29 protein-coding genes are annotated in these 23,908 nt (G+C 35.4%); 17 read left to right on the top strand and 12 right to left on the bottom strand.

All coding sequences use genetic code 11. The annotated features are described in order from the left end of the window. Positions 1 to 7 precede the first annotated feature (7 nt). From ACFEL3_RS04010 to ACFEL3_RS03980, 7 genes are all read left to right on the top strand, one after another. A complete protein-coding gene (locus ACFEL3_RS04010) occupies positions 8 to 1,471 on the top strand; it encodes a leucyl aminopeptidase (RefSeq protein ID WP_233395611.1) in 1,464 nt (487 codons plus the stop codon). A 694-nt stretch (positions 1,472 to 2,165) separates the two neighbouring features. Next, on the top strand, positions 2,166 to 3,353 hold the full coding sequence (locus ACFEL3_RS04005) for an MFS transporter (RefSeq protein ID WP_138264764.1): 1,188 nt from the start codon (positions 2,166 to 2,168) through the stop codon (positions 3,351 to 3,353). Positions 3,354 to 3,413: 60 nt separating this feature from the next. Then, complete coding sequence (locus ACFEL3_RS04000; RefSeq protein WP_006279881.1) at positions 3,414 to 3,719, top strand: integration host factor subunit alpha; 306 nt, start codon at positions 3,414 to 3,416, stop codon at positions 3,717 to 3,719. Next, on the top strand, positions 3,719 to 4,045 hold the full coding sequence (locus ACFEL3_RS03995; RefSeq protein WP_006279880.1) for a MerR family transcriptional regulator: 327 nt from the start codon (positions 3,719 to 3,721) through the stop codon (positions 4,043 to 4,045). Before ACFEL3_RS04000 ends, ACFEL3_RS03995 begins: the two co-directional genes overlap by 1 nt. A 45-nt stretch (positions 4,046 to 4,090) precedes the next feature. Then, positions 4,091 to 4,687: a murein hydrolase activator EnvC family protein gene (locus ACFEL3_RS03990; protein WP_006279879.1), complete on the top strand. Its 597-nt coding sequence runs from the start codon at positions 4,091 to 4,093 to the stop codon at positions 4,685 to 4,687. Positions 4,688 to 4,699: 12 nt separating this feature from the next. Continuing rightward, complete coding sequence (gene leuS, locus ACFEL3_RS03985) at positions 4,700 to 7,216, top strand: leucine--tRNA ligase (protein WP_010962340.1); 2,517 nt, start codon at positions 4,700 to 4,702, stop codon at positions 7,214 to 7,216. A gap of 128 nt (positions 7,217 to 7,344) precedes the next feature. Further along, positions 7,345 to 7,980 carry a membrane protein gene (locus ACFEL3_RS03980; RefSeq protein WP_010962341.1) on the top strand — a complete coding sequence of 212 codons (636 nt, stop codon included), beginning with the start codon at positions 7,345 to 7,347 and terminating at the stop codon, positions 7,978 to 7,980. A gap of 472 nt (positions 7,981 to 8,452) precedes the next feature. On the opposite strand, the gene ACFEL3_RS03975 is transcribed toward ACFEL3_RS03980, so the two are convergent. From ACFEL3_RS03975 to ACFEL3_RS03960, 4 genes are all read right to left on the bottom strand, one after another. Then, the gene (locus ACFEL3_RS03975) at positions 8,453 to 8,617 is read right to left on the bottom strand and encodes an IS3 family transposase (RefSeq protein ID WP_010082072.1); all 165 of its coding nucleotides are present in this window, start codon (positions 8,615 to 8,617) and stop codon (positions 8,453 to 8,455) included. Continuing rightward, complete coding sequence (locus ACFEL3_RS03970; RefSeq protein WP_167347065.1) at positions 8,610 to 8,741, bottom strand: transposase family protein; 132 nt, start codon at positions 8,739 to 8,741, stop codon at positions 8,610 to 8,612. The genes ACFEL3_RS03975 and ACFEL3_RS03970 overlap by 8 nt, the downstream gene beginning before the upstream one ends. A gap of 33 nt (positions 8,742 to 8,774) precedes the next feature. Continuing rightward, positions 8,775 to 9,071, bottom strand: a complete 297-nt coding sequence (locus tag ACFEL3_RS03965) for an IS3 family transposase (protein WP_094189604.1) — start codon at positions 9,069 to 9,071, stop codon at positions 8,775 to 8,777. A 177-nt stretch (positions 9,072 to 9,248) separates the two neighbouring features. Next, a complete protein-coding gene (locus tag ACFEL3_RS03960; RefSeq protein WP_236515149.1) occupies positions 9,249 to 9,512 on the bottom strand; it encodes a transposase in 264 nt (87 codons plus the stop codon). A 136-nt stretch (positions 9,513 to 9,648) separates the two neighbouring features. Here ACFEL3_RS03960 and ACFEL3_RS03955 point away from each other — a divergent pair, with 136 nt between their 5' ends. Continuing rightward, entirely contained in the window at positions 9,649 to 10,356 is a 708-nt protein-coding gene (locus ACFEL3_RS03955; RefSeq protein ID WP_265018024.1) for a pyridoxine 5'-phosphate synthase, read from the top strand. On the opposite strand, the gene ACFEL3_RS03950 is transcribed toward ACFEL3_RS03955, so the two are convergent. The 3 genes from ACFEL3_RS03950 to rplM all read right to left on the bottom strand — a co-directional run bounded on the left by ACFEL3_RS03950 (position 10,349) and on the right by rplM (position 11,731). Next, positions 10,349 to 10,660, bottom strand: a complete 312-nt coding sequence (locus tag ACFEL3_RS03950) for an HU family DNA-binding protein (RefSeq protein WP_010082594.1) — start codon at positions 10,658 to 10,660, stop codon at positions 10,349 to 10,351. The two genes, ACFEL3_RS03955 and ACFEL3_RS03950, sit on opposite strands and share 8 nt — an antisense overlap. 146 nt (positions 10,661 to 10,806) lie before the next feature. Next, positions 10,807 to 11,262 carry a 30S ribosomal protein S9 gene (gene rpsI / locus ACFEL3_RS03945; protein ID WP_006279875.1) on the bottom strand — a complete coding sequence of 152 codons (456 nt, stop codon included), beginning with the start codon at positions 11,260 to 11,262 and terminating at the stop codon, positions 10,807 to 10,809. Between the two features lie 10 nt (positions 11,263 to 11,272). Next, positions 11,273 to 11,731 (bottom strand): 50S ribosomal protein L13, encoded by a 459-nt coding sequence (gene rplM, locus ACFEL3_RS03940; RefSeq protein WP_265039604.1) that lies wholly within the window; start codon positions 11,729 to 11,731, stop codon positions 11,273 to 11,275. Positions 11,732 to 11,860: 129 nt separating this feature from the next. Between rplM and ACFEL3_RS03935 the strand changes: the two genes are divergently transcribed. The 9 genes from ACFEL3_RS03935 (at position 11,861) to ACFEL3_RS03895 (ending at position 21,021) form a co-directional block, all read left to right on the top strand. Beyond that, positions 11,861 to 13,084, top strand: a complete 1,224-nt coding sequence (locus ACFEL3_RS03935) for a TolC family protein (RefSeq protein ID WP_375316745.1) — start codon at positions 11,861 to 11,863, stop codon at positions 13,082 to 13,084. Positions 13,085 to 13,103: 19 nt separating this feature from the next. Further along, positions 13,104 to 13,679, top strand: a complete 576-nt coding sequence (locus ACFEL3_RS03930) for a PopZ family protein (protein WP_375316744.1) — start codon at positions 13,104 to 13,106, stop codon at positions 13,677 to 13,679. 76 nt (positions 13,680 to 13,755) lie between these two features. Further along, complete coding sequence (locus ACFEL3_RS03925; RefSeq protein ID WP_010962344.1) at positions 13,756 to 14,334, top strand: RlmE family RNA methyltransferase; 579 nt, start codon at positions 13,756 to 13,758, stop codon at positions 14,332 to 14,334. Between the two features lie 1,207 nt (positions 14,335 to 15,541). Continuing rightward, positions 15,542 to 17,944, top strand: coding sequence for an ankyrin repeat domain-containing protein (locus ACFEL3_RS03920; RefSeq protein ID WP_265018025.1), 2,403 nt, complete (start codon positions 15,542 to 15,544; stop codon positions 17,942 to 17,944). A gap of 148 nt (positions 17,945 to 18,092) precedes the next feature. Then, positions 18,093 to 18,404: a hypothetical protein gene (locus ACFEL3_RS03915; RefSeq protein WP_015588824.1), complete on the top strand. Its 312-nt coding sequence runs from the start codon at positions 18,093 to 18,095 to the stop codon at positions 18,402 to 18,404. A gap of 136 nt (positions 18,405 to 18,540) precedes the next feature. Continuing rightward, complete coding sequence (locus tag ACFEL3_RS03910; protein ID WP_095742630.1) at positions 18,541 to 19,089, top strand: head-tail connector protein; 549 nt, start codon at positions 18,541 to 18,543, stop codon at positions 19,087 to 19,089. Between the two features lie 306 nt (positions 19,090 to 19,395). Further along, positions 19,396 to 19,806 (top strand): hypothetical protein, encoded by a 411-nt coding sequence (locus ACFEL3_RS03905; RefSeq protein WP_010962350.1) that lies wholly within the window; start codon positions 19,396 to 19,398, stop codon positions 19,804 to 19,806. Next, the gene (locus ACFEL3_RS03900; protein ID WP_010962351.1) at positions 19,781 to 20,170 is read left to right on the top strand and encodes a phage tail tube protein; all 390 of its coding nucleotides are present in this window, start codon (positions 19,781 to 19,783) and stop codon (positions 20,168 to 20,170) included. The genes ACFEL3_RS03905 and ACFEL3_RS03900 overlap by 26 nt, the downstream gene beginning before the upstream one ends. Positions 20,171 to 20,235: 65 nt before the next feature. Next, on the top strand, positions 20,236 to 21,021 hold the full coding sequence (locus ACFEL3_RS03895; RefSeq protein ID WP_070356729.1) for a hypothetical protein: 786 nt from the start codon (positions 20,236 to 20,238) through the stop codon (positions 21,019 to 21,021). A 506-nt stretch (positions 21,022 to 21,527) separates the two neighbouring features. Here ACFEL3_RS03895 and ACFEL3_RS03890 read toward each other — a convergent pair. The 5 genes from ACFEL3_RS03890 to ACFEL3_RS03870 form a co-directional block, all read right to left on the bottom strand. Then, the gene (locus ACFEL3_RS03890; protein WP_010082072.1) at positions 21,528 to 21,692 is read right to left on the bottom strand and encodes an IS3 family transposase; all 165 of its coding nucleotides are present in this window, start codon (positions 21,690 to 21,692) and stop codon (positions 21,528 to 21,530) included. Then, complete coding sequence (locus ACFEL3_RS03885) at positions 21,685 to 21,816, bottom strand: transposase family protein (protein ID WP_167347065.1); 132 nt, start codon at positions 21,814 to 21,816, stop codon at positions 21,685 to 21,687. Before ACFEL3_RS03885 ends, ACFEL3_RS03890 begins: the two co-directional genes overlap by 8 nt. A 33-nt stretch (positions 21,817 to 21,849) precedes the next feature. Continuing rightward, positions 21,850 to 22,146: an IS3 family transposase gene (locus tag ACFEL3_RS03880; RefSeq protein ID WP_094189604.1), complete on the bottom strand. Its 297-nt coding sequence runs from the start codon at positions 22,144 to 22,146 to the stop codon at positions 21,850 to 21,852. A gap of 122 nt (positions 22,147 to 22,268) precedes the next feature. Further along, on the bottom strand, positions 22,269 to 22,562 hold the full coding sequence (locus ACFEL3_RS03875) for a transposase (protein ID WP_264374331.1): 294 nt from the start codon (positions 22,560 to 22,562) through the stop codon (positions 22,269 to 22,271). A 162-nt stretch (positions 22,563 to 22,724) separates the two neighbouring features. Beyond that, entirely contained in the window at positions 22,725 to 23,897 is a 1,173-nt protein-coding gene (locus ACFEL3_RS03870) for a porin (protein WP_070356730.1), read from the bottom strand. Positions 23,898 to 23,908 lie beyond the last annotated feature (11 nt).

Below are 23,908 nucleotides of genomic sequence, written 5' to 3'. Positions count from 1 at the left end.
ACCAGCAATGAAAATAACAATTTCTAAAATTTCGCCCGATTTTAAAACAATAGTAATGGGTTTATTTGAAGACAACGAAACCGTAAATGATGGCGGAGTTTTGCAAGGAAAACAGGTCATAGATAATATAAAGCAATTTAGCGATTTCAATGGAAGTTTTGGTGAATTTTTCTCTACTGCTTTGCCAGAAGAAAAAAATGTTATAGTTGTTGGACTGGGTAAGAAGGATGAATGGAATGAAAATAAAGAATTAAATATTGGTGGTAAAATATATTGTGAGCTAAGCAGATTAAAAATTAAAAAAGCAGCGGTTTTAATCGAAGGTAGTGCAGCAAATGTTGCATATGGTGCGTTTCTGCGTAGTTTTAAGTTTGATAAGTATAAAACTAAAAAGGATGAGAAAATTACAGAGGTAGAGGAGATTACCGTATTAGTAAAAGATGAACAATTAAGTAATGCTGAAAGATCATTTGAGCACTTAAGGCAAGAAGGTGAGAGTATATTCCTTGCGCGCTCTTTTATAACAGAGCCTCCTAACATTCTATATCCAGAATCCTATGCTGATCATATAAAAAAAGAACTTACTAAGCTTGGCCTTGAAATCGAGGTGCTTGATAAAAAGCAGATGGAAGAGAAAAAAATGGGAGCCTTGCTTGGAGTTGCACAAGGAAGTAGTAAAGAACCAAAATTAGTAGTGATAAAATGGAATGGAGCTTCTAAAGAACAAAAGCCTATAGCTTTTGTTGGTAAAGGTATAACGTTTGACACTGGTGGAGTATCACTCAAACCTTCACGTGGTATGGAGTCAATGAAATATGACATGGCAGGCTCTGCTACTGTGGTTGGGGTGATGCATGCTTTAGCAGGACGAAAAGCAAAAGTAAATGCGATCGGTGTGGTCGCACTTGCAGAAAATGCAGTGGGTGGTAATGCTCAAAGACCAAGTGATGTAGTAACTTCAATGTCTGGACAAACAATAGAAGTGTTGAACACCGATGCAGAAGGAAGGCTCATACTTGCAGATGCTTTATGGTATACGCAAGATAGATTCTCACCAAAATTTATGATTGATCTTGCAACTTTAACTGGTGCTATAGTGGTTGCACTTGGAAATAACGAATATGCTGGTCTTTTTTCAAATAATGATGAATTAGCAAACCGTCTGATTGATGCAGGAAATGAAGTAAATGAGAAGTTATGGCGTTTTCCTATGAATGAAACTTATGACAAAATTATTGATTCACCGATTGCTGATGTTCAAAACATCGCTCCTGCAGGCTCTGGTGGAGATAGCATAATGGCTGCACAGTTTTTACAGCGTTTTGTGAATGAAACTTGCTGGGCACATTTAGATATCGCAGGCACTGCTTGGCACGAGAAAGGTACTGACATTTGTCCAAGAGGAGCAGTAGGTTTTGGTGTAAGGTTACTTAATAAGTTGGTTGAGAAGTACTACGAAGCCAATGATTAAAGGTCTTTATACTGGATTTATGGCTTAGCTACATGAACGTTTATTTTCGAGGCGCAGCAAATGAAAGTAGCTGATACATATTTCTTTTTTTCTGGATTCCAGTGTCAGCTACTTTCATGACACCCTGACAACCGTCATCCCGCTACTTGTTAGCGGCTGAGATACCGCGAATGAATCGCGGTATGACGGTTCGTGGCGGCGTGACGATAAGCTCGTCATCCCGCTGCTTGTTAGCGGGATCTAGAGATACCGCGGCGGTATGACGTAGGACTGCTGTCATCCCAGTGCTCCTTTTTTTGTCATCCAAGTAGCCTCCTATGGTGTCATCCCAGTGCCCAGACACTGGGATCCAGTTGAGCTATTTCAACAAAAATACTGCATTTTGAGATGAACGTTTATTTTCACCAGATTATTTACAAGTATAACAATTAAAGTCTGGATTCCAGTGTCAAGCACTGGAATGACACCGTCTTGGATGGAAACCAGTGTTGGCTACTCGGATGACATCATAGGGGCGCTGGGATGACACCCTGACAATCGTCATCCCGCTGCTTGTTAGCGGCTAAGAGATACCGCGGCGGCATGACGTAGGGAAACCGTTTTTTGGGTTAGCTATAACAGTAGTCAGGAAACAATAGCTTAAAAAGAGACTTAGTGTTAAATTTCTAATAGATTACTTATAAAAATAAATCTTATGGAAAGCAGAGCTAAGGCTTGGTTCATTTGGCTGATTAGTAACTTGGTTGTTATATTCAGCAACATGCAGATAATTTATACCTTTATAAGTGTAAATCTCGAAAAGGAACTTGGACTTACAATCGCGCAAGTTGCACTGGCTAATTCAGCATATACTTGGACTTTCGCCATCTTACAATTTTTTAGTGGAGCAACGTTTAATGTTTTTTCCAGTAAAAAAATTTATTTTTTCTCGTTATCAACTATGATCTTGGGGTTTTTTGTCCTTATTAATAGTGACAATTTCTCCCATTTGATTTTGTCTCAAGTGTTGATTGCAACTGGAGCATCATTTGGTTTTATTGGTGCTGCTCACACAAGTAGCATATGTTTTTCCGCTGCCCAATTTGGACTAATGTTTTCACTAGTGCAGACAATTTCAAGCCTTTCTGCTTTGGTAATTCAAATACTGTTCTCTAACTTGCTTGCCGAAGATGCATATTGGAAAAATCTGATTGTATGCATAATACTATTTGGTGTGTTGATATTTGTACTTACGCTTTTTTGTCCAAACACACTTCCAGAAAGCAGCTCAGAAAAGCGCACAATAAAAAGCTCTATGAAGACAGTAATGTGCTCTATATTAACAGTGCTAAAATTAAGAGATATCTGGATAACTTCAGTGGTGGGTGCTATTACTTTTGGAACATTTTTAGCACTTAATACCTTGTGGGCTCCAAGGTTACTGGGCAACTCAGAACTCAATGCAATGGAGTCAGGTATAGCAACTGCAATACTATGGCTTGGTCTTGCAGTTGGTGCTCCAATTGCAGATCGAATCTCAAACTTATTTAAAAATAGGAAACATGTAATTTCTGCTTTTGCTTTATTGCAAGGCGTCTCAATTATTATTTTACTATACAGCCATTTAACAGTCCACGTTGTGTACTTTTGTATGTTAATGTTCGGGTTTTTTGCGGGAGGACATATGCTTAATTTTACTGTCGGCAGCGAGATTGTGAAACGAAAATACATCAGCACATCATCATCCATTATCAATGGATTTATGTTTATTGGCAGTGGAGTTATAGTGTCAATGTTAGCACTTTTTACAGATCATAAAATGGAACTTTTTGCAATATTTGCGATATTGATAGTTGCCGGTATTTTAAATTATGCAACAAAAGAGACATACTCTAAAAAATAAAGTAGCTGAATCTCGAGTCGATTGCTATATTATATTTACGTATTGTAATATTTATCAATAATGGATCACGTTACAACAAAAGACACAACAGTAACTAAGGCAACGATAGCTGGAGATATAAACCAAGAAATAGGATTATCAAAGGAAGACTCTGTTTCGATAATAGATGATATATTGGACGAAATAAAGACAAGCTTGGTAAAGGATGGAATAGTAAAAATATCGTCATTTGGAACATTCTTGGTTAAGAAAAAGAAGGAAAGACCAGGAAATATACCAAATACATCGGAGAAAGTGATGATTCAGGCAAGAAATTCAGTTTCTTTTAGGCCTTCAAAAATTATAAAAAAATCAATCAATAATTAATGAACAAGGAAAAATTATTTTATACGATTGGGGAAGTAGCTGAAGAGCTACATTTGGAACAGCATGTTTTGAGATTTTGGGAAGGTCAATTTCATCAAATTAAGCCTACAAAGCGTAAAGGAAGAAGGCTATATGATCGCAAGTGTATAGAGGCCATAAAGAAAGTAAAATACATGCTATATGATAAAGGATATACAATAAAAGGAGTGCAAAAAGAATTTGGTAATGATATAAAAGTCACAAAGAATTTGTTGCAAGAACTCACCGATTTGAGGGACTATTTAACTAGTAAAATAAATAACGAGGAAAGTAACAAGCAGGCGTGAAACACTACGTCTCGCTAAAATTTTGGAGTTTTGTGAGAGTTTAAAATGTGGCATATAGCCTCATTTCTTATGTTATTAGCAATATTAATAGGCTGTGGCCTGCAAAAACCTGCACCTGTGCTGCTTAAAGGCGAAGAATTTTACGGAAAAAGAGATCTGGAATATACAAGAGAGTACCATTTAATTAGGGAGCCTTCAGTGCAAAAAGAAAGTAGAAAAGCCATCATAAATAGGATATACAAAGATAACAATAATACACAAAATGTGGGGGTAAATTGTAAATTTGTAATGCCAGTTAAAGGTTCAGCTACCTCTTCTGATGAAATGTGTAAGGATGGCATAAAAATTGCTGCTCAAAATGGAACGAACGTAGTTTCCTCTGCACCAGGCAAAGTGATATATGTAGGCAAAGGGCTGAGATGGTATGGGAATTTAATTATAGTGGAACACAAAGATAATTACATGACTGTGTACTCCTATTTAAAAAACATACATGTTGAAATTGGCGATAAAGTAAAGCAAGGTCAAGTAATTGGATCTGCAGGTAAATCAAGCACACAAGATAAAGATCCACAGATGTGTTTCACAATACGACATAATGGCCAAGCGGTTGATCCTTTGATGCATATGAACTGTAATTGAATTTGGATTTATATGAAATATGATTTTAAAAGTGTTGAAAAATTTTATCAAGATAAATGGGATTTTTCTGTAAGCAAGAGTGGTAAACAAGAAAAGTGTTACGTGTTGGAAATGTTTCCATATCCATCTGGTAAAATTCATATGGGACACTTACGTAACTATGCAATAGGGGATGTGATAGCGCGTTACAAGAGAGCTAATGGATTTGAGGTTTTGCATCCAATTGGCTGGGATGCGTTTGGATTACCAGCTGAGAATGCAGCAAGGGATAACAATATTAGCCCCGAAACATGGACAAAAGAGAATATAGATAATATGCGTACACAGTTGAAATCTATAGGTCTTTCTTATAATTGGGAGCGTGAACTCTCCACATGTGAACCTGACTATTATAAACACGAACAAAAATTTTTCCTGGATTTTTTAAAGCATGGGCTTGCCTATCGAAAAGAGTCATGGGTTAACTGGGATCCAGTGGACCAAACAGTGCTTGCAAATGAACAGGTGGTTGATGGAAAAGGATGGCGATCAGGTGCAGTTGTTGAAAAACGTAAGTTGTCCCAATGGTTTTTAAAGATTACTGATTTCGCTGAAGATTTACTCAAGTGCCTGCAAAGTTTGAAAAATTGGCCAGAAAAAGTCAAAACAATGCAGGAGCGTTGGATAGGAAAATCTGAAGGAGCAACTATAGAGTTTGAAGTAGTTGGCCTGAATAAGAAATTAAAAGTTTTTACAACTTATCCTCATACTTTGTTTGGGGCTTCTTTTTGTGCAGTGGCAGCAGAGCATCCTATTGTGCAGGATTTAAAGAATGGTTCTTCTGTTGTCATCCCAGTGCTTGACACTGGGATCCAGGAAATAAAATCAAAAAGAGAGAACGATGAAAAAATAGGAGTTTACACCGGATTAAACGTCAAACATCCATTTCTTGATAAGGAATTGCCGCTTTACATAGCGAATTTTGTGTTGATGGAATATGGGGAAGGCGCGATTTTTGGTTGCCCTGCACATGATCAGCGTGACTTTGAATTTGCACAGAAATATAATTTGCCGATAATTCCCGTTATTTCTTCAGCCCACTTAGGTGTCATTCCAGCGCGTGACCAGAATTCTTACAATGGATCCCAGTGTCAAGCTACTCAGATGACAAAGGAGGCGTATACTGGAGACGGGACAATGTTTAACTCCGAATTCTTAAACGGATTAATGGTTAGTGAAGCAAAGGAAGCCATAGTTAAAAAATTTGAAGAAAAAAAAATAGGCAAAAAAACAATAAACTATCGTTTGCACGATTGGGGAGTTTCAAGGCAGCGTTATTGGGGATGCCCTATACCTATCATATATTGCAAAGATTGCGGAACTGTTCCAGTGCCAGAAAAAGACCTTCCTGTAGTTCTACCAATAGATGTAGAATTTACAAGTGGTGGCAATCCGCTGGATAAGCACCCAACTTGGAAATTTGTTGATTGTCCAAAGTGCGGAAAGCAAGCAGAGCGTGAAACTGATACATTCGACACCTTTTTTGAATCTTCCTGGTATTTTGCTGCATTCTGTAGTGAAGATAAATCAATAGACAAAGATGCATGTAATCGTTTTATGCCTGTTGATTATTATATAGGTGGGATAGAACATGCAATTCTGCATTTGCTTTATTCAAGATTTTTCTGCCGTGCTTTAACCAAATGTGGCTATTTTGATATTAAAGAGCCTTTCTCTACTTTAATCACTCAAGGAATGGTCTGCCATGCAACTTATAAAGACGAAAATGGTAAGTGGCTATTTCCCGCAGAAGCAAAAGAATTAATAGCGCGAGGTGCAAAAGTTCAAGTGGGCAAAGTTGAAAAAATGAGCAAATCGAAAAAGAATACAGTTGACCCAAACTTTATCATAGAAAAGTATGGTGCTGATACTGCTCGCTTGTTTGTGTTGTCCGACACTCCTCCGGAGAAAGATATGGAATGGTCCGATGATGGCGTGGAAGGTTGTTCTCGTTATGTAAATAAATTGTGGCGTATGGTCATGCAGCTAAGACCTGTAAATATACACTATGATAATGAAAATGTTACGGGTGGACTTCTAGAGTACAGAAAAAAAATTCATAAACTCTTACACGGACTTACAGATGACTTGGAAAACTGCAGATTAAACTGTGTAGTGGCAAAATTTCGTGAGATGACGAATTTAATAGCTGAAATAGACGTAAAAACTGGAAAATCTCTTATTGATGAAGGTATATGTATATTAATCAGAGTAATCGAACCATTCATACCACATCTAGCTGAAAGCCTATGGCAAGAAATAGGAGGTCAACCTTGGCCAAAAGCTGATGAATCATTATTAGTTGACGATACGGTAACTATAGCAGTGCAAATCAATGGAAAATTACGTACAACAATCAAGGTGGCAATTAACTTACCTCAAGAAGAATTGAAGAAAATAGCGATAGACTCTGTGTCCAGTAAGATCGATCAAAGCAAAGTTCGCACTGTATATGCTGTACCAAATAAGATAGTAAATATAGTTATATAAAAGACCTGAGTAGTACGTTTTATATAATCTGATTTTATGGCTATACTTTTTTTGACATGTAGTTATATCTTTTTTAATATAAAGGATATATACTTATGCATTATATATTTTTTTGTATGAGGAGTTATATGAAAATAAAGAGATTGTGCGTTTTGGCTGTGTTGCTTACTTCATCTCTAGCAGGTGCAGCTAGTAATAGTGCAAGTAAGTCAGAAGATAAGTACTATGCAGGTTTAAACTTTGGTGCTGGTTGGGGTGGTGGCTTTAAAATGAAACCTGGTGTTGTTCTTGGTTACCATTATGACCAAAACTCTAAATTTGAACTTGAGGTTCTCAGTAATATTAAGTCATTAAAGAGCATAGGAGCTAGCTTATTGGCAAACTACCGCTTCTATCCTGACCTTGATATTGATCCCGTTAAACTATATGTCAGCGGAGGTTTAGGAGGATATCTCCAAATAACACCTTTTGGCTTTGGTGTTAGTGATACAGTTGATGGTGATGGCAATAGTTCACAAGAAGAAAAAGAAAAGGAAGAAGAAACACAAGGTGCTCCAGAATCAGGTGGTGAAGCTGCTGGTTCATCTGTAGTAGATAAAATACTGAGTTCTATTTCCTATAAACTAAAGTTAGGTGTTGATTATGAAATTACTCCGCAGATAATTGGTGCAGTTGGTATGACCATGGGTGGGCAACTAAGTGGTATAAAAGCAAAACAAATACCAGATGCAACTCTAGAGATAGGGGTACGTTATAATTTTTAATGCTGCTACTTAGTTCATAAAGGTAGAGACGATGTTGAGGATGAAATAAACAGCATTAAAAAAAATCCGAAAACGTATTTTCGAATATGGTTTTGAACGCTAGCTATAGATTAGAAAAATAACAAGAAAAAGGGTAAACATACTGTAATTGCTGTTGAATGATGGAGTCCATTATTTTAGCACGAAGTAACGAATTCAGTAGAATAAGTTCTTCAAAAATAATTTAAACTTTTATTAGTAGGAGCAGTCTCATGGAATATTATAGCGATCTCACTAAAAGAAACTTTTATAAGTATCGTTGATGAGAAAGGAAAAATTGTTAAGGAAGAAGTTGTTGCAAGAGAAAGTAAGGCAATAGCTGAATTTTTTCTTGGTCAAGGCAAAAATGACCTTACCCAGAAAAAGTGGAGAGAAAGTGTGGAATGTTTTTTACAAAAAGAATGATGCATCAAATTGTTCTGGAATGCAATAGTTAATAGTGACGTTGTTTGTTATAAAAAATTTCTATGTATTCAAATATTGCAGTTCTAGTTTGTTGAGCAGAGTGTTGTGAAGTATCAATAAGTATTTCTCTTTTCAATGAGCTAAAGAAGCTTTCTGCAACAGAATTGTCGTAACAACAGCCTTTATTACTCATCTATATTCTTTACAGCTAAGAGATATTGATACCCTTGCGCAGTATATTGTGAACCTTGGTCACTGTGCAGCAGTAGATTTTTAACAGGTTTACGCCTATTAATGGCCATTAATAAAGAGTTCATAACCAATTGTTTATTTATTGCACTACTCATTAACTACCATACGTGAGAATTATTGCTGCCAAATATAGCCATCCCTCCTTGGTTTTGATGTAAGTAATCCCATACTTTATTTGGTTGATCAACAATAAAGTTTTGATCTAGTATATTGGGAGCTACAGCTCTATTATCTGTTTGTTGTTTTTTAATTTTAAACTTTCTTCTCAGTATAGCCCTGATGTCATTTTTCTGCATAATACTTTGCACCGTTTTTAAGTTGCAACTTTTACCCAAAGCCTTTAATTCAGCATGAATTTTAGGAGCTCCATATCTACATTTAGAAACTTGATATATTTTTTGAATAGCTGCGAGTAGCTCTTTATTTGCTGATTCTCTACTGCTTATTTTTCTTGTGGTCCACTTATAGTAGCCACTAGCAGAAAATCCTACATAATTCCTGTACTTTATAGCAGTTACTATACTCTTTTATAAAAAAATATTTTACTCTTTTTGACTGGCCAGGGCTTTTTTTTAAATGTCTCTTTCCCTTGTTACTTTTGCTAACTCTTTCTGTAAATCAAATCTCTCTTTGTCGTAAGGAGCCATGTTACCTCTACCTGGAAATGCATCTGCTGCCGACTTTTTTTCGTTGTGTTTCTTTATCCATTTTCCTAATAAACCACCCTTTATTCCTAAATCCTTTGCTGTTTTTGTAATTGTTTGACCTACCTTTCTTTGTTCATTTGCCAGCTTAACAGCTTCCAATTTGAACTCTGCCGTATATTCTCTTGCCATTTCTAATCCTCCAAAATTTTATTTTACCCAAAAAAACTCTTTTCTTTCTCTCCACTTTTTCTGGATAAGGTCAAACAATGACTATGCAAAAAACCTAATAACATGTATAATCTATAAATAATTTCTGAGGTAGATTGTGAAACTAGGTGTTAATATCGATCACGTTGCAACCCTCCGCAACGCACGTGGAACTTCTTATCCAGATCCATTGAAAGCAGCAGAAATAGCCATTGACGCTGGAGCAGACTTTATTACTGTACACTTACGAGAAGATAGAAGGCATATTAGAGATGAAGACGTATTTAACCTAAAAAAAAGCATTAGCACTGAGCTAAATCTTGAAATTGCAGCCACGGAAGAAATGCTTGAAATAGCAAAAAAGGTAAAACCCTATTCGATTAGTATAGTACCAGAAAAAAGAGAAGAATTAACAACCGAAGGTGGCCTGGATATCGTGAATATGCACAGTAAACTTTCTAGTATAATAGAGGAAATGCATAGCTCTAGCATAAAAGTCTCACTGTTTATCGATCCAAATATTGATCAACTAAAATATCTTGAAAAGCTAGGGACAAAACCTGACATAATAGAAATTCACACAGGGGATTACTGTGATAATCCATCAGAAAAAAAGTTACAGTTAATTACTAATGCTGCAGAGTACGTCAATAAATTAGGAATAGAATGCCACGCAGGACATGGCATAACTTATAAACACGCTAAGAAGATGAAAAGAATACCTCACATCTCAGCTCTTAACATAGGCCACTATTTAATTAGCGAAGCTGTATTTTACGGCTTACACAGCGTAGTAAAAACAATGAAAATGACAATGTCTAACTAACTGCTGCTTTTTCCTTCTCATTTAAAATACTTAAAAGAGTTTGGCTTGCTTTAAATTTTACCCTTGTCTTTTTAGGAACAGTCATGATCTGACCACTTTGGGGGTTACGACATTGTTTTTCCTGACTGATAGCAGTAGAAAATGTTCCTATTCCATGCAAACGTATTTCACCTTTCCCATGCAGCTCATTCTTTATTATTTTAATAAACGCATCATGAATCTTGCTCAAATCAGATTTTGTTATATCTATATTCTGACTAGAACAATCTTCCTTTAATTGTTTTATTATATCTTCTTTACTCATAAATTACCTTAATATTGAAAAAATCACATAAATAGCATATTATGTTGACACCGATAGTCAACTAAATTCATCACAAAAATAGAGGATATCATACATTTTTGCAAATATTTGTATAATACTTACAAAAAAACACCCCTATAAAATAACTATCTCTTAGAAAATTGACACTTTTTCCGAGCTTTATGTTGACCATATTTCTTACGTTCAACAACACGTGAATCTCTAGTTAAGAACTCACCATTACGTAGTATAGAATGCAAATCTTGGCTTACACTACTTAAAGCTCTGCTTATTCCATGAGCTAGAGCACCTGCTTGACCAGATAGCCCTCCACCTTTTACAGTTGCAAATACATCGTATTTATCCAATGTGGAAGTTGCAACAAATGGCATTTTTACTATTTGGCACACTGACTCTCTTTTAAAATAAGAAATTAGATCGCCTTTTTTGTTAACACTAAATTTTCCACTCCCCGGCTTTATCCATACTCTTGCTACAGATTCTTTTCTTCGGCCTGTAGCATATAAACGACCAAGCGAATCAACTGCTGATTTAATTGTCTTTTCTGACCAATCATTGTTATTTATTGTAGAACTCTTCATTTTTACTCCATTACTTTTTATTTTTACGATTCAAAGAGGCAAAATCTATCTTTTCAGGTTGCTGTCCTTGATGCTTATGCTCTGAACCAGAATAAACATACAAATTTTCAAAGCGTCTACGTGCCATAGGCCCATCATCAAGCATCCTTTTCACTGCCATTTCTATTACACGCTCAGGAAATTTGCCATTTAAAATATTATCTGGAGTAGTTTTCTTCAAACCACCAGAATAACCTGTATGCTTATAGTAAATTTTATCTTTAAGCTTCTTTCCGGTGAAATGCACCTTTTCTGCGTTGATAATAATTACATTATCGCCACAATCCATATGAGGTGTATACTCAGGTTTATGCTTTCCACGTAATAGTGTCGCTACAAATGCTGCAAGCCTCCCTACCACTAATCCTTCTGCATCTATGACAAACCACTTTTTATTGATTTGTTTCTTCTTTAAGAAAAAAGTCTTCATTATTTGATCCAACAATAGTAAGCTATGATATACTTAATTTCTCAATAGTGTCAACAATATTAGTTATTGATTATTAAAGTAATTTATGTTAGTAATTGAGCTGCGCAACCAATATGCATAGGAATTAGAATGTTTCGATTGATTATCACACTTGCGATCATTTTTAATACTATAAGTTGCTATGCAACCGATGTGGGAGAAGTGATAAGCAAAGCCATCAAAAATAGCTCAAAAATAAAGTCTCAATTTTACCAATATAAAAGCGCAGAAAAACACTATAAATCTTCTGGGTTAGCTGGATTTTTACCTGACATTAATTTGCAATACAATTTCGATAGTAACTTTAATCTTGATACATCTGAAAAAAAACTTACATTGCGCCAGAAATTAATCGATGGCGGTGGTACCTTTGCCACATTCAGTCGATCAAGCCATCTTCTCAAAGCAGAAAAGATGCGATTTCAGCAATTAAAACAAGAGCTTGCACTTAATGCTGTGAAAGCATATGTTAATGTTTTACAAAAGACAGAAATATTAAAGCTCAGAGAACATAAAGAACGCGTTTCTTTGGAACATTTGTCAGCTATGAAAAAACGCTTTTCCCTTGGAGAGGTAACCAATGCTGAAGTTTTGTTAGCAAAAGCAAAATTTTCGTCTTCTATATCCGAAAGAGTTGATGCTGAAGGTAAATTAAAGTTGGTAAATATTGCTTATTATCATTTGATTGGCGAAGATGCTGATGACCTTTCTGAAGCTAATGATAAACTACCTTCTGTTCCAGAGCTAAATGAATGTTTACAGTTAGCAAAAACCAATAATTTATCTCTAAAAGCAGCAATTTATCAAAAAAGAGCAGCCGGAATGGAAGTGATTGCTGAAAGCTCCAAGTGGCTTCCTTCTTTAAATCTAAGTGCAAGCAAAAATTTTGGGGAGGATGGTATGAAGGTAGACAAACTATTAGAAAATGTTCATGTAGTTTTTACTCTTGATGTTCCAATCTTTAAGAGAGGAGTTAATGCTTTTGGTGTCAGTAAAGCTAAAATGGATGCAAAAAAATCTACCTACGATTATTATGAAACGGTAAAAAATATAGAACAAGCAGTTGTAAATGCTTGGAATAATGTGTTGACAGCAAAGGCCATTATCAAAGCAAGTCAAGAAGCGGAAAAAGCAGCAGCTCTAGCATTGGAAGGAGTTGAGCAAGAAGTAAACTTAAATTTAAAGAGTACATCTGACCTTTTGGACACTGAAGATGCATTATTTAAAGCACGTTCAGACTTAGTTGAAGCAAAAAGCAATTATGTGATTAGTGTTTACAACTTGCTTTTTATGATAAATAGTATAAACCTCTAAATTTAATGGTATTAGCACTATGCATGATGAACAAGGTAATCAATCTGTAAAAGATATCCTAGAAGATATAAAAAAAGCTATATCGGGTAAAAACGCGAGTAACGATAAAGCAGAAATAAAGGATGAAAATGATGATGTGCTATACCTTGAGGAAGAGTATCCAGAAGAAATAGAAGAAGATGGCAAAAAAGAAAATAATGAAAAAGAGGACATTGATAATGATGACCAAAGTGAGGAAATGGCTTGCAACAGTAACCAATTTAATGGCCATAGCTACAATTCAGAAGAAAAAAAAGATATTTATTTGTACGATAATATCCAAATGAGTAATAACAAAGCGAGTAATAGCGGCTTACAAGCGCAAAATAACGATCATCTAATTTTAAAAGAGAATATGGAAGAGATCAAAGCGTTGCTTGGAAAAATGCAAAACGAATTACAGCATAAACAACAAAAAAAAGCGAACCTTACTGTTGAAGAATTAGTTACATCTCTTTTAAAACCTCAGCTCTCAGAATGGCTGAATAAATATCTACATGCACTGGTAAAAGAAGTAGTTGAAAAAGAGCTTAAAGATATAATCAATAATAAGTAGGGTATTAGCAATAAAAACTAGAGTAAAGACGGCTAGAGGCAGAAAACTATCTTCAACAAGGTGGCTACATCGTCATTTGAATGATCAGTATGTGCAAAAAACTAGCAAGGATGGTTATAGGTCACGCTCAGCATATAAGCTGGTAGAAATGGATAACAAATTTAAATTATTCCAAGAAGGGCAAAAAATTATTGATCTTGGTGCTTCTCCTGGTGGATGGTCACAAGTTGCATCTCAGAAAGGTGCAAATGTGGTTGCTCTTGACATAAAACCAATGAACGCAATTAATGGAGTAGAGTTTATACAATGTGATATTATCAATGAGTTTGAAATTTTAAGAGAAAAATTCAAGGATCAAAAATTTGATGTAATTTTATCTGACATGGCGCCCGAATCTTGTGGTTTAAAATCGTTGGATCATATCAGAATTATGCTTTTATGCGAAGCAGCGCTCAATTTTGCAAAGCATTTCTTGAGTCATGGTGGCACGTTTGTAGTAAAAATTTTCCAAGGAGAATCTGACAAAGATTTTTGTAACGAGCTAAAAAAAATGTTTAAAACAGTAAAATACTTTAAACCAAAGTCAAGTAGATCTGAATCTACAGAAATGTATTTGGTAAGTTTAGGCTTTATTGGCAGCAAACCTTCTATATAATATTAATCTAGGTAGTCCGCAGAAACAAAAAACTTGCTTGACAAACCTCGCCAGCCCCCTTATCATGAAACTGAAGCTATTGTATTTGCTTTCGCCAATCTGCAGATTAAAAGGTAAGGATTACTTAATGTATCGGCGTCTTATGTTCAATTTTTTGCAGTATATAGATACTGTATGTCTTTACAAAACTTCATCTACATCTAGATTTTTATCTAAATAAGCTGAACGCGCTTATAAAGCGTTACAAGACATCAAAAAATGCCAATACTCGACAGAGATAGTAAAAGACTAGCTAACTCGGGGATTCTTTGTCTTTTTTTCTGCTTGGTAAATTTCTTAAACATTTGCAGCATAGGTGAGTTGCAATTAAAAGCAGCTAAATCTTGCTTGTCAAGCGTTTAAAACATAAAAAACGCCAATATTTTAAAGCAGATAATAACCCCAGGGCTTCTTTTGCCTTTTTTTTCATTTGGTAAATTTCTTAAATATTTATAGCTAAACGACAATCGTCATCCCAGCGGGATCTGGAGATACCGCGGCGGTATGACGGTTCGCGACGGCATGACGATAAGGTTTATATCTTGTCATCCCAGTGCTTGACACTGGGATCCAGGAATTTTATTAAGTTGGTGAGCATAAAAATAGCTGTTTTACGTTAAAATACAATGTTTTGATGATTATGGAAAGGCTGGATTCCAGTGTCAAGCACTGGAATGACACCATAGGGGCACTGCCATCATAAAGGAACCAGTGTCGGCTACTCGGATGACATCATAGGGGCGCTGGGATGACACCCTGACAATCGTCATCCCGCTACTTGTTAGCGGGATCTGGAGATACCGTGACGGTATGATGAGGGAGAACAGTTAGCGGATGAGATACCGCGAATGAATCGCGGTATAACGGTTCGCGGTGGTATAGTAACTCGTCATCCCGCTACTTGTTAGCGGGATCTGGAGATACCGTGACGGTATGATGAGGGAGAACAGTTAGCGGATGAGATACCGCGAATGAATCGTGGTATGACGGTTCGCGGTGGCATGATGTAGGACTGCTGTGACACCATTATAGAATGAACCAGTGTCAGCTACTTGCATAGAAAATGTTTATGACTAATTTTTAGATCAAACATGGAATTTCGACAAACTTAACTTTTTTGTGAGATGGTTCAGCAATAATAAATAAATTGAGAGGAAAGGTTACGGCAATGGAAAAGAAAAAGTTTTTTGAAATAATAAATGAGGTAAGCAAGAGTGAAGGTTTAAATGAGAATAATTTACTTGAAAGAATAGGGAATAAGCTAAAAGATGCAGACTCAATAGTATATAGCACTTATAACAATTTGAAGATAGATAAGATGTTCAGTATATTAGATTCAGACAAAATTGTAAATTATATGTTGGTACATCTTGCTGTGGAATGTAACAGTGTACCAATAGTAAAACTCCTACTAGCAAAGGAAGCAAAAGTTAATGAACCAATATATGAACTTGATGAAGCTAAGTCTAAGCTAACTGCTTTGCACATTGCTGCTTTGCATGGTCATCAAGAGATAGTTCAGCTTTTATTGAATAATGACGCAAATCCTTTACTAAAAGATAGTCAAGGCCGAACTCCAAGGGATATTGTCGGCGATGTAGAAGGTAAAAAGGCTATAATAAAAATGTTAGAGGAAGGAGAACAACGTTATGCTGAGACAAGAGCTACGAGAAGACAACCTTATAGACAAGGCACTTTACTGCAGCCTAATAATAAAACTCCAGGAAATTTAGCTTTGAACGGAAATAACGTAACTGCTGCAGTACAAGCATGGGGTGCAAAACATCAGGAAGAGAATAGTAGAATTACACCAAACAACAAAAAAGTCTATGTACAAGATGAGGATGAACAGACTTCTTCAAACTCAATCGTTAATGAAAACAATACAGACAAAGTAGATGATACATTAGAAAAAGAACAGGCTATAAGAGAAAGAGATGCTATGGCGCAAAAGTTGCAAGAGGCAGAACAAAGACTTGCCAATAATCAGAAGCGCATAGAACATAATGACTTGCACAGTCAATATCCAGAGCAGTATACTACATATAATGGGGAACAGACCTTTTTAAATAAAAGTAATAGTGGCGATAGTGGAATATATTTTGATGCAGATGAATCTGAAGCTTTAGGCCAATCTATATTAGAAAATGGAGAAGATATTAATGCACAAGATAAAGATGGCGTGACCCATTTACATTGGGCTATTGCAGATAACAATAAAGAATCAGTGGAACTTTTGGTAAAATGTGGAGCAAAAGTTGATGTACAGGATAAAGATGGACTGACCCCTTTACATTATGCTGCTGCATATGGTTGTGTAGAGATTGCAGAATATCTAGTAGAAGGTGGAGCAAATGTTAATGCACAAGATAAAGTTGAGCATACTCCCTTATATTATGCTCTTGCAAATGACAATAAAAAATTAGCAAAGCTTTTGATAAAGCATGGAGCAGATCGCTCATTGATAAAGGATGAAGACCTAATAGATAGACTAAACAGTATGTGTGATCAGCCATCTGAGGTTGTACCTAGTACCTTTTCTCATTCCAAAACACACAACGCAACGGAAACTCCAGAAAAAGCAGAAAAGGTTGAAAAACGTAAAGCTAAGTTAAAAGAATTACGTACTCAGCTAAAGGATGAGCAGAAAAAGAATGAATTGCTAAAACAAAAAATACAAGATCTAGAAAGTAAAAACACAACGCTTAATAGTGAATTAGAAAAAACAAAAACTAAAACAGACGAAGTACCATTAGAAAAAGCGCAAAAGGAACTAACAGAATTGAAAAGTTATATCACTGGACATGGAGCTAGGCTGGACACACTGGAGAAACTCAATGAAGAGAATGAATCACTAAGACAAGAAATAAAAAATCTAAAAAATGAAAACACAACACTTAAGGGTGAATTAGAAAAAACAAAAACTAAAAAAAACGAAGTACCATTAGAAAAAGCGCAAAAGGAACTAACAGAATTGAGAAATTGTGTCACTGAACATGAGACTAAATTGGAAGTACTGGAGAAACTCAATGAAGAGAATGAATCACTAGAACAAAAAATACAAGATCTAGAAAGTAAAAATACAACACTTAATAGCGAATTAGAAGAAAACGAAAATAAGCATTCTAAAACAAAAGTGTTGTTAGAAAAAGCGCAAAAGGAACTAGCAGAATCAAAAAGTTGCATAGTTGGACATGAGACTAAGTTGAAAGAATTCAATAAAGAGAATGAATCACTAACACAAAAAATAAGAAGTCTGGAGAATGAAAACACACCACTTGATGGTGAACTGGGCAAAACTAAAACAAATGAAGTGTCACTAGAAAAAGTAGGAAAAAGACAATTTTCCCCAAAAGTTGCCTATGCGAGCCTTGCAGCTATGTTAGCAGTAGGTGCTGCTCTTAGTATTGCTTCCGGATTGTCTGCTCTATTAATAGTTGCAGCTTCTGTGGTATCTGCACTGATAGCTGGTGGCATTACATACACAATATCAAAACCCATCGCTGAACCAAAACCTACCACTGAATTGAAAGAAGTGAATATTCAAGATTCAGCACAACGGTGTTTGTAAAATTTAATTTGTACACTTGCTATAGATTCCAGCGCGTGACGCTGGAATGTAGTAAAAAGTATTTGTAAGTTACACAGTAGTGTGAATTTTTTACTTCGGTAGTTTTTCATTGTCATTATAATCATAATAATAGTTGAGTTTAATTGATATGAAAACTTTTACGAAAAATTTTAAAAATAACGAAAAAAAGCTAGAGGAGTTTAATAAGGAAATTGAAGATATAACAACTATAGCTCAAGATAAATTTGCACATGAACTTGAAAATATCGCATATGACAGTGTGCAAAAATTTCGCAGTCTGCTTGCTAAAGAGTTAAACTCCACCTTCAATAATATTCATTCTCAAAATGTCAATCTACTAAAATCCAGCCTAGTTGAATATGCTATAAGTTCAAATTTTATCAACAAAAAAGGAGAAACAGCTTTAATACGTTCTCTTCTTAATATATTCATACGATAAAGCACTCAGAGTTGTTGCTGCGCCAATTTAACTTAATGTTGCATGCAAGCTGCATAGCTAAAGTAAGTAAGATTTGCCCCACGCTGTCACGAGGTAAACCTTACTTATTCTAGCTATATCAAAAAGGAGGGTTATTATGTCAATAAGATCTACTTCACCAAGAATATCTGTGCAACGTAAATCTAAGCCTGAATCTTTTCCAGTTACTTTAGAAGAGGTTAAATCTTTTTTACGCATTGAGAACGACCAGGATGATAAGTTGATTTCAGATCTAATTTTTATGGCAACTGATTACGCTGAATGGCATATGGAAAAGTCACTGGTGAAACAAACATGGCAAGTTTCATATGAAGATTATGTACCTCGTAGGATCTATTTAAGCTATGGCCCTGTGAGTAAGATAGTATTGGCTACTGCAATGATGTCTAAAAATCAAGAGAAGAGTACACTTAAGTATTATTTTAGTGATGTAGGGGGCTATGTTGAGTTTTTCAATTGTTTGAATGCAATAAGAGTTGATGTTGTATACGAAGCTGGTTATGACAATGTTCCTGAGCAGATAAAACTAGGTATTATGCGGCATGTTTCTGCTCTTTACAAAAATCGTGAATCGGAGGTAAGTAGCCATTTATCTGAAGTGAAGAAGGTATATTCTCCATTTCGCGAACCAAAGGTTGTTTTGTAGCTCTTTCTGGTCATTCAAACTGGGCTACTACGTCATACCGTTACGGATAGATCTCGCTAACAAGCAGCGGGATGACGAGGTATAAACCTTATCGTCATACCGCCGCGGTATCTCAGCCGCTAACACGTAGCGGAATGACAGCAGTCCTACGTCATACCGTCACGGATAGATCCCGCTAACAAGTAGCGGGATGACGAGGTATAAACCTTATCGTCATACCGCGATTCATTCGCGGTATCTCTTAACATAGATCCCGCTAACAAGCAGCGGGATGACGAGTTTCTATATATCTTTCGAGGGTTAATTATGAAAAAAATTCAAGCTATAAACGAGTTGTACAGTAGCATTTATGAAGCACTAAAAGCAAACTCTGATTTAAGGAAATATGTTACTAACATTTATGACTACTTACCTAAACAGGTCACCATTCCTTACCTGAGATTGTGTGTAGTGAATTATAATAACCTGCATATGCTGTCCAATTTTGCTACAAAGGCAAGATTTTCATGCGACATATATACTTATCATATAGACAGTATGTTTGCCATTATAAGGCATATTAACTTGATACTTAAGAGCATTGAAGGTTTTAATAATGAGGCCATTTTAGAAAGTAATTGTGCTATGGATCAGCACGATGAAATTTTACATTCAACAATTAATTTTGATATTTTAATAAAAGGAGGTGATAATGAGCAAATTACAGCTAAAAATTAAAGATCATGACAATAATTTTATTGTGTTAAATAATATAAGAAACCTAAGGTTTACTTTGCGTAATAACAGAGAAGAGGTGAAAGATATTTCTTCTTTTGGCTGGAGGAAAGTGCTCGATTGTGCTGGAAGCAGACACATTACGATAAAAATTAATGGAATTTTAGACTCTGTATTAGCTGATGAATTATTACGTAATTCTGCTATGCTAAACTCTAATAATGATTATGAAATTAGTTTTAATGCTAAGGAAAAGATAAGGCTTAGGTGTTCAGTTGAATTGTATGAGAGGTATTATGATCCTGTTACTTTTGACAGCTTTACTGTAGTTTTAAATAGTGCTGAAGTTGTAAACGCTTTTCATTAATGTTAATTTAATTTTTTCATATACAATAATAACTGGTGAGAATTTTAACTAAATTAAAAAAAATCATGAATGACGAAAACCTTTTCGAGGAAGACGGTGATAATATTGAAGAAAATAACGATGATAAAAGAGAGAGAAGTTTAGAAAATGAAAATCAGCAAAATCAAGAAGAACAACACAAAGAGGAAGATAAGCAATACATAATACAGTATATTCAAGACTATTTGAAAGTTTTTGAGGATATTCTAAATCAGATCGACGAAGGAATTGATAATTCGGATAGTTACGAAAGGACTATGCAAATAAAGCGAAGCATAGACAGGCTCATAGAGACTTTATATAGTCAGGCTGCGTCCGAAGATATTGATGCAGAATTTGAAACTACCAAACACACTCGCGATAAATCAGAATCTATGAAAAGAGTTAGAGAGAAGAGAAGAAAGCAAGTGATAGAAGAAGTATTAAGTAGCATGTTTGCCCAGCAACAAAAGGAGCTAATGAACGCTAAACACTTAAGTCATGGACATGAAACAGCAAAAGATGGGGATGTCCACGAAGCAAAGGAAAAAGTGAAGTCTTCAATCAGGGGAGTGTTGTTTTCGGTGATTGCTCATAGGATGGATCCAAGAAGGAGGGCAGGGGAAACTGCTGACGGTAACGAAAAGCAAGCTCATATATATGGCAGGGAAGCAGTTGGTGGAGCTTTAGGTGCATTGTTAAAAACGTTTTTAACAGCAGTTATTGCCGTTGTGCGTGAAATTGCTAAGCCACTTCAGAAACCGGAAACATCTTTTGCAAAACAAGTTGAAGAAAGCAGAAACGCAGATTCACAAAAGGGTCGATCTGTGTAGATTTCTCCTTGTAATAATCTTTCGATTCTACTGTCTGTTAATTCAAATTAGGGTTATAAAATTTTAGAAGCCAGCTCTTATATAACCAATTTATAGCAAGAAATTACGATACAAAAATCAGCGTCCGTTAGAAAATAAACATAACACAGGGTGATAGAGTTGCCCCTATCCATAAGCGTCAGTTAAGCTCAAAATTGTAAGCTTAAAATATGGTTGAATAATTATTAATAATAGTATATAATTATTAACGTTTTTCAGGCATTTTTGTTATGGGTGCGCCAAGTAAGCGTTTAGAATACAGTTGGTGAAAATCCAACTTAGGCAAAGTCTAGCCAACAGCCTAGAACAGACCATTATGCTGCGTGAGGTAACGAGCGTAGTAAAGCTAATGGAATGGACAATATAGGGTGCAATGAAAATTGACCTTACCCAGAAAAAGTGGAGAGAAAGTGTGGAATGTTTTTTACAAAAAGAATGATGCATCAAATTGTTCTGGAATGCAATAGTTAATAGTGACGTTGTTTGTTATAAAAAATTTCTATGTATTCAAATATTGCAGTTCTAGTTTGTTGAGCAGAGTGTTGTGAAGTATCAATAAGTATTTCTCTTTTCAATGAGCTAAAGAAGCTTTCTGCAACAGAATTGTCGTAACAACAGCCTTTATTACTCATCTATATTCTTTACAGCTAAGAGATATTGATACCCTTGCGCAGTATATTGTGAACCTTGGTCACTGTGCAGCAGTAGATTTTTAACAGGTTTACGCCTATTAATGGCCATTAATAAAGAGTTCATAACCAATTGTTTATTTATTGCACTACTCATTAACTACCATACGTGAGAATTATTGCTGCCAAATATAGCCATCCCTCCTTGGTTTTGATGTAAGTAATCCCATACTTTATTTGGTTGATCAACAATAAAGTTTTGATCTAGTATATTGGGAGCTACAGCTCTATTATCTGTTTGTTGTTTTTTAATTTTAAACTTTCTTCTCAGTATAGCCCTGATGTCATTTTTCTGCATAATACTTTGCACCGTTTTCAAATTGCAACTTTTACCCAAAGCCTTCAATTCAGCATGAATTTTAGGAGCTCCATATCTACATTTAGAAACTTGATATATTTTTTGAATAGCTGCGAGTAGCTCTTTATTTGCTGATTCTCTACTGCTTATTTTTCTTGTGGTCCACTTATAGTAGCCACTAGCAGAAAATCCTACATAATTCCTGTACTTTATAGCAGTTACTATATAAAAAAATATTTTACTCTTTTTGACTGGCCAGGGCTTTTTTTTAAATGTCTCTTTCCCTTGTTACTCTTGCTTTGTAAATCAAACCTCTCTTTGTCATAAGGTGCTACATCTGGAAATGCATTTGCCGCTGACTTTTTTTCGTTGTGTTTCTTTATCCATTTTCCTAATAAACCACCCTTTATTCCTAAATCTCTTGCTATTTTTGTAATTGTTTGACCTACCTTTCTTTGTTCATTTGCCAGCTTAACAGCTTCCAATTTGAATTCTGCCGTATATTCTCTTACCATTTCTAATCCTCCAAAATTTTATTTTACCCAAAAAAACTCTTTTCTTTCTCTCCACTTTTTCTGGGTAAGGTCAGTTTACTGGCCTCTCCATGAGTGAGATTGAAAAATTAAGTGTGAACGGTTACCTTGGATGACAGAAAAGAGTGTTGGAAGGAGGCAATATTAAAAACTTAATTTCAGTCCAGCCAAGAGCACATAACCAGAGTTGTTATTTTCTATTTTAGGTTCTTTGGTACTAAATTTTACAATATCGAAATAGTATGAAGTACCTAAAAAAAGAGAATTTTCAAGGCTTAAAGCATATGATGTTAACTCGTTTGTACCTTCGCCTGCAATATCCCTACCACTACTAAAATATGTTAAGCTTGATTTGTAAGAATCAGAATGGTAAGCGATACCTGCATTCATATAATACGTATTATTTATTTCAGGATTACGCCTCTCACCAGATTCACCACCATTACCATACGAAAAAATGCAATCAAGATCGAACAATTTTAGCTTCAAACCAAAATTCCAGTGCAGTAATTGATTGCGACATTCATAATTTTTAGAAGTTCCATCTGAGCAACCAGTTAAATTTTCTCTTGCAAATTCACCAGTCAAAGCAGTAGTAAAACCTATATCATTTGACAAGCTGTTTTTATAGGAAAGGCCAGCAGCAATTAAATTGCTGTACTGTAAGTTATTTTTTCCTGGAACATAACTGAATCCGAGTTGAAAGTTATAGATTTCAGGGGAGATGTAGTTAATTGATGATTGTTTTAACCCTAGTTCGAGTTCATTATAATCGCTATAAATATTGGGCTTGACCCAGAACACCTTGTCTTGATTATATCCAGGGTCACCATCTTTTTTATGATCACCGCGCAAATTTGCATAGTTTGTCCAATGACCATTTACTCCTCCAGCAGCTGCATAAATTTTTGAAGTGTTAATTAACATGCTCTGACCAACTAAACTTCTTTTACCATATTCAATTGATCCAAGTTCCTGGTTTTTTATGATAAAATACCATTCCTCCATGTCTAACTTTTCTATGTCTAACGCTTTTAGGTTTGCAATACCAGAAACCCCTGCCTTAACATTAACCCCCATTTGAGTATTTGGATAAACTTGCTGTAAATAAAGAAAGCGCAAGTATGAATAACTTGAAGTTTTATCCTTAGGCTTAGCATTGAAAGAATCTCTGTTGAAGGCGTAGCCGAATCTCAAATCTATTTTTCCGTCTAGTTCTGCATAAAATATTTCCTTATCCAAAATTGTTTTAGAGCTAGCACTATTCTGCAAAAACAATGATGAAAGCAGTGCTACCAGGTAGTACTTTAACTTCATAAATAAACTTA

The organism is Wolbachia endosymbiont (group A) of Opomyza germinationis, assembly GCF_964264765.1.
Lineage (GTDB): Bacteria > Pseudomonadota > Alphaproteobacteria > Rickettsiales > Anaplasmataceae > Wolbachia > Wolbachia pipientis.
Note: the sequence above shows the minus strand (reverse complement) of the source record. Positions and strands in the feature narration are given on the sequence as shown.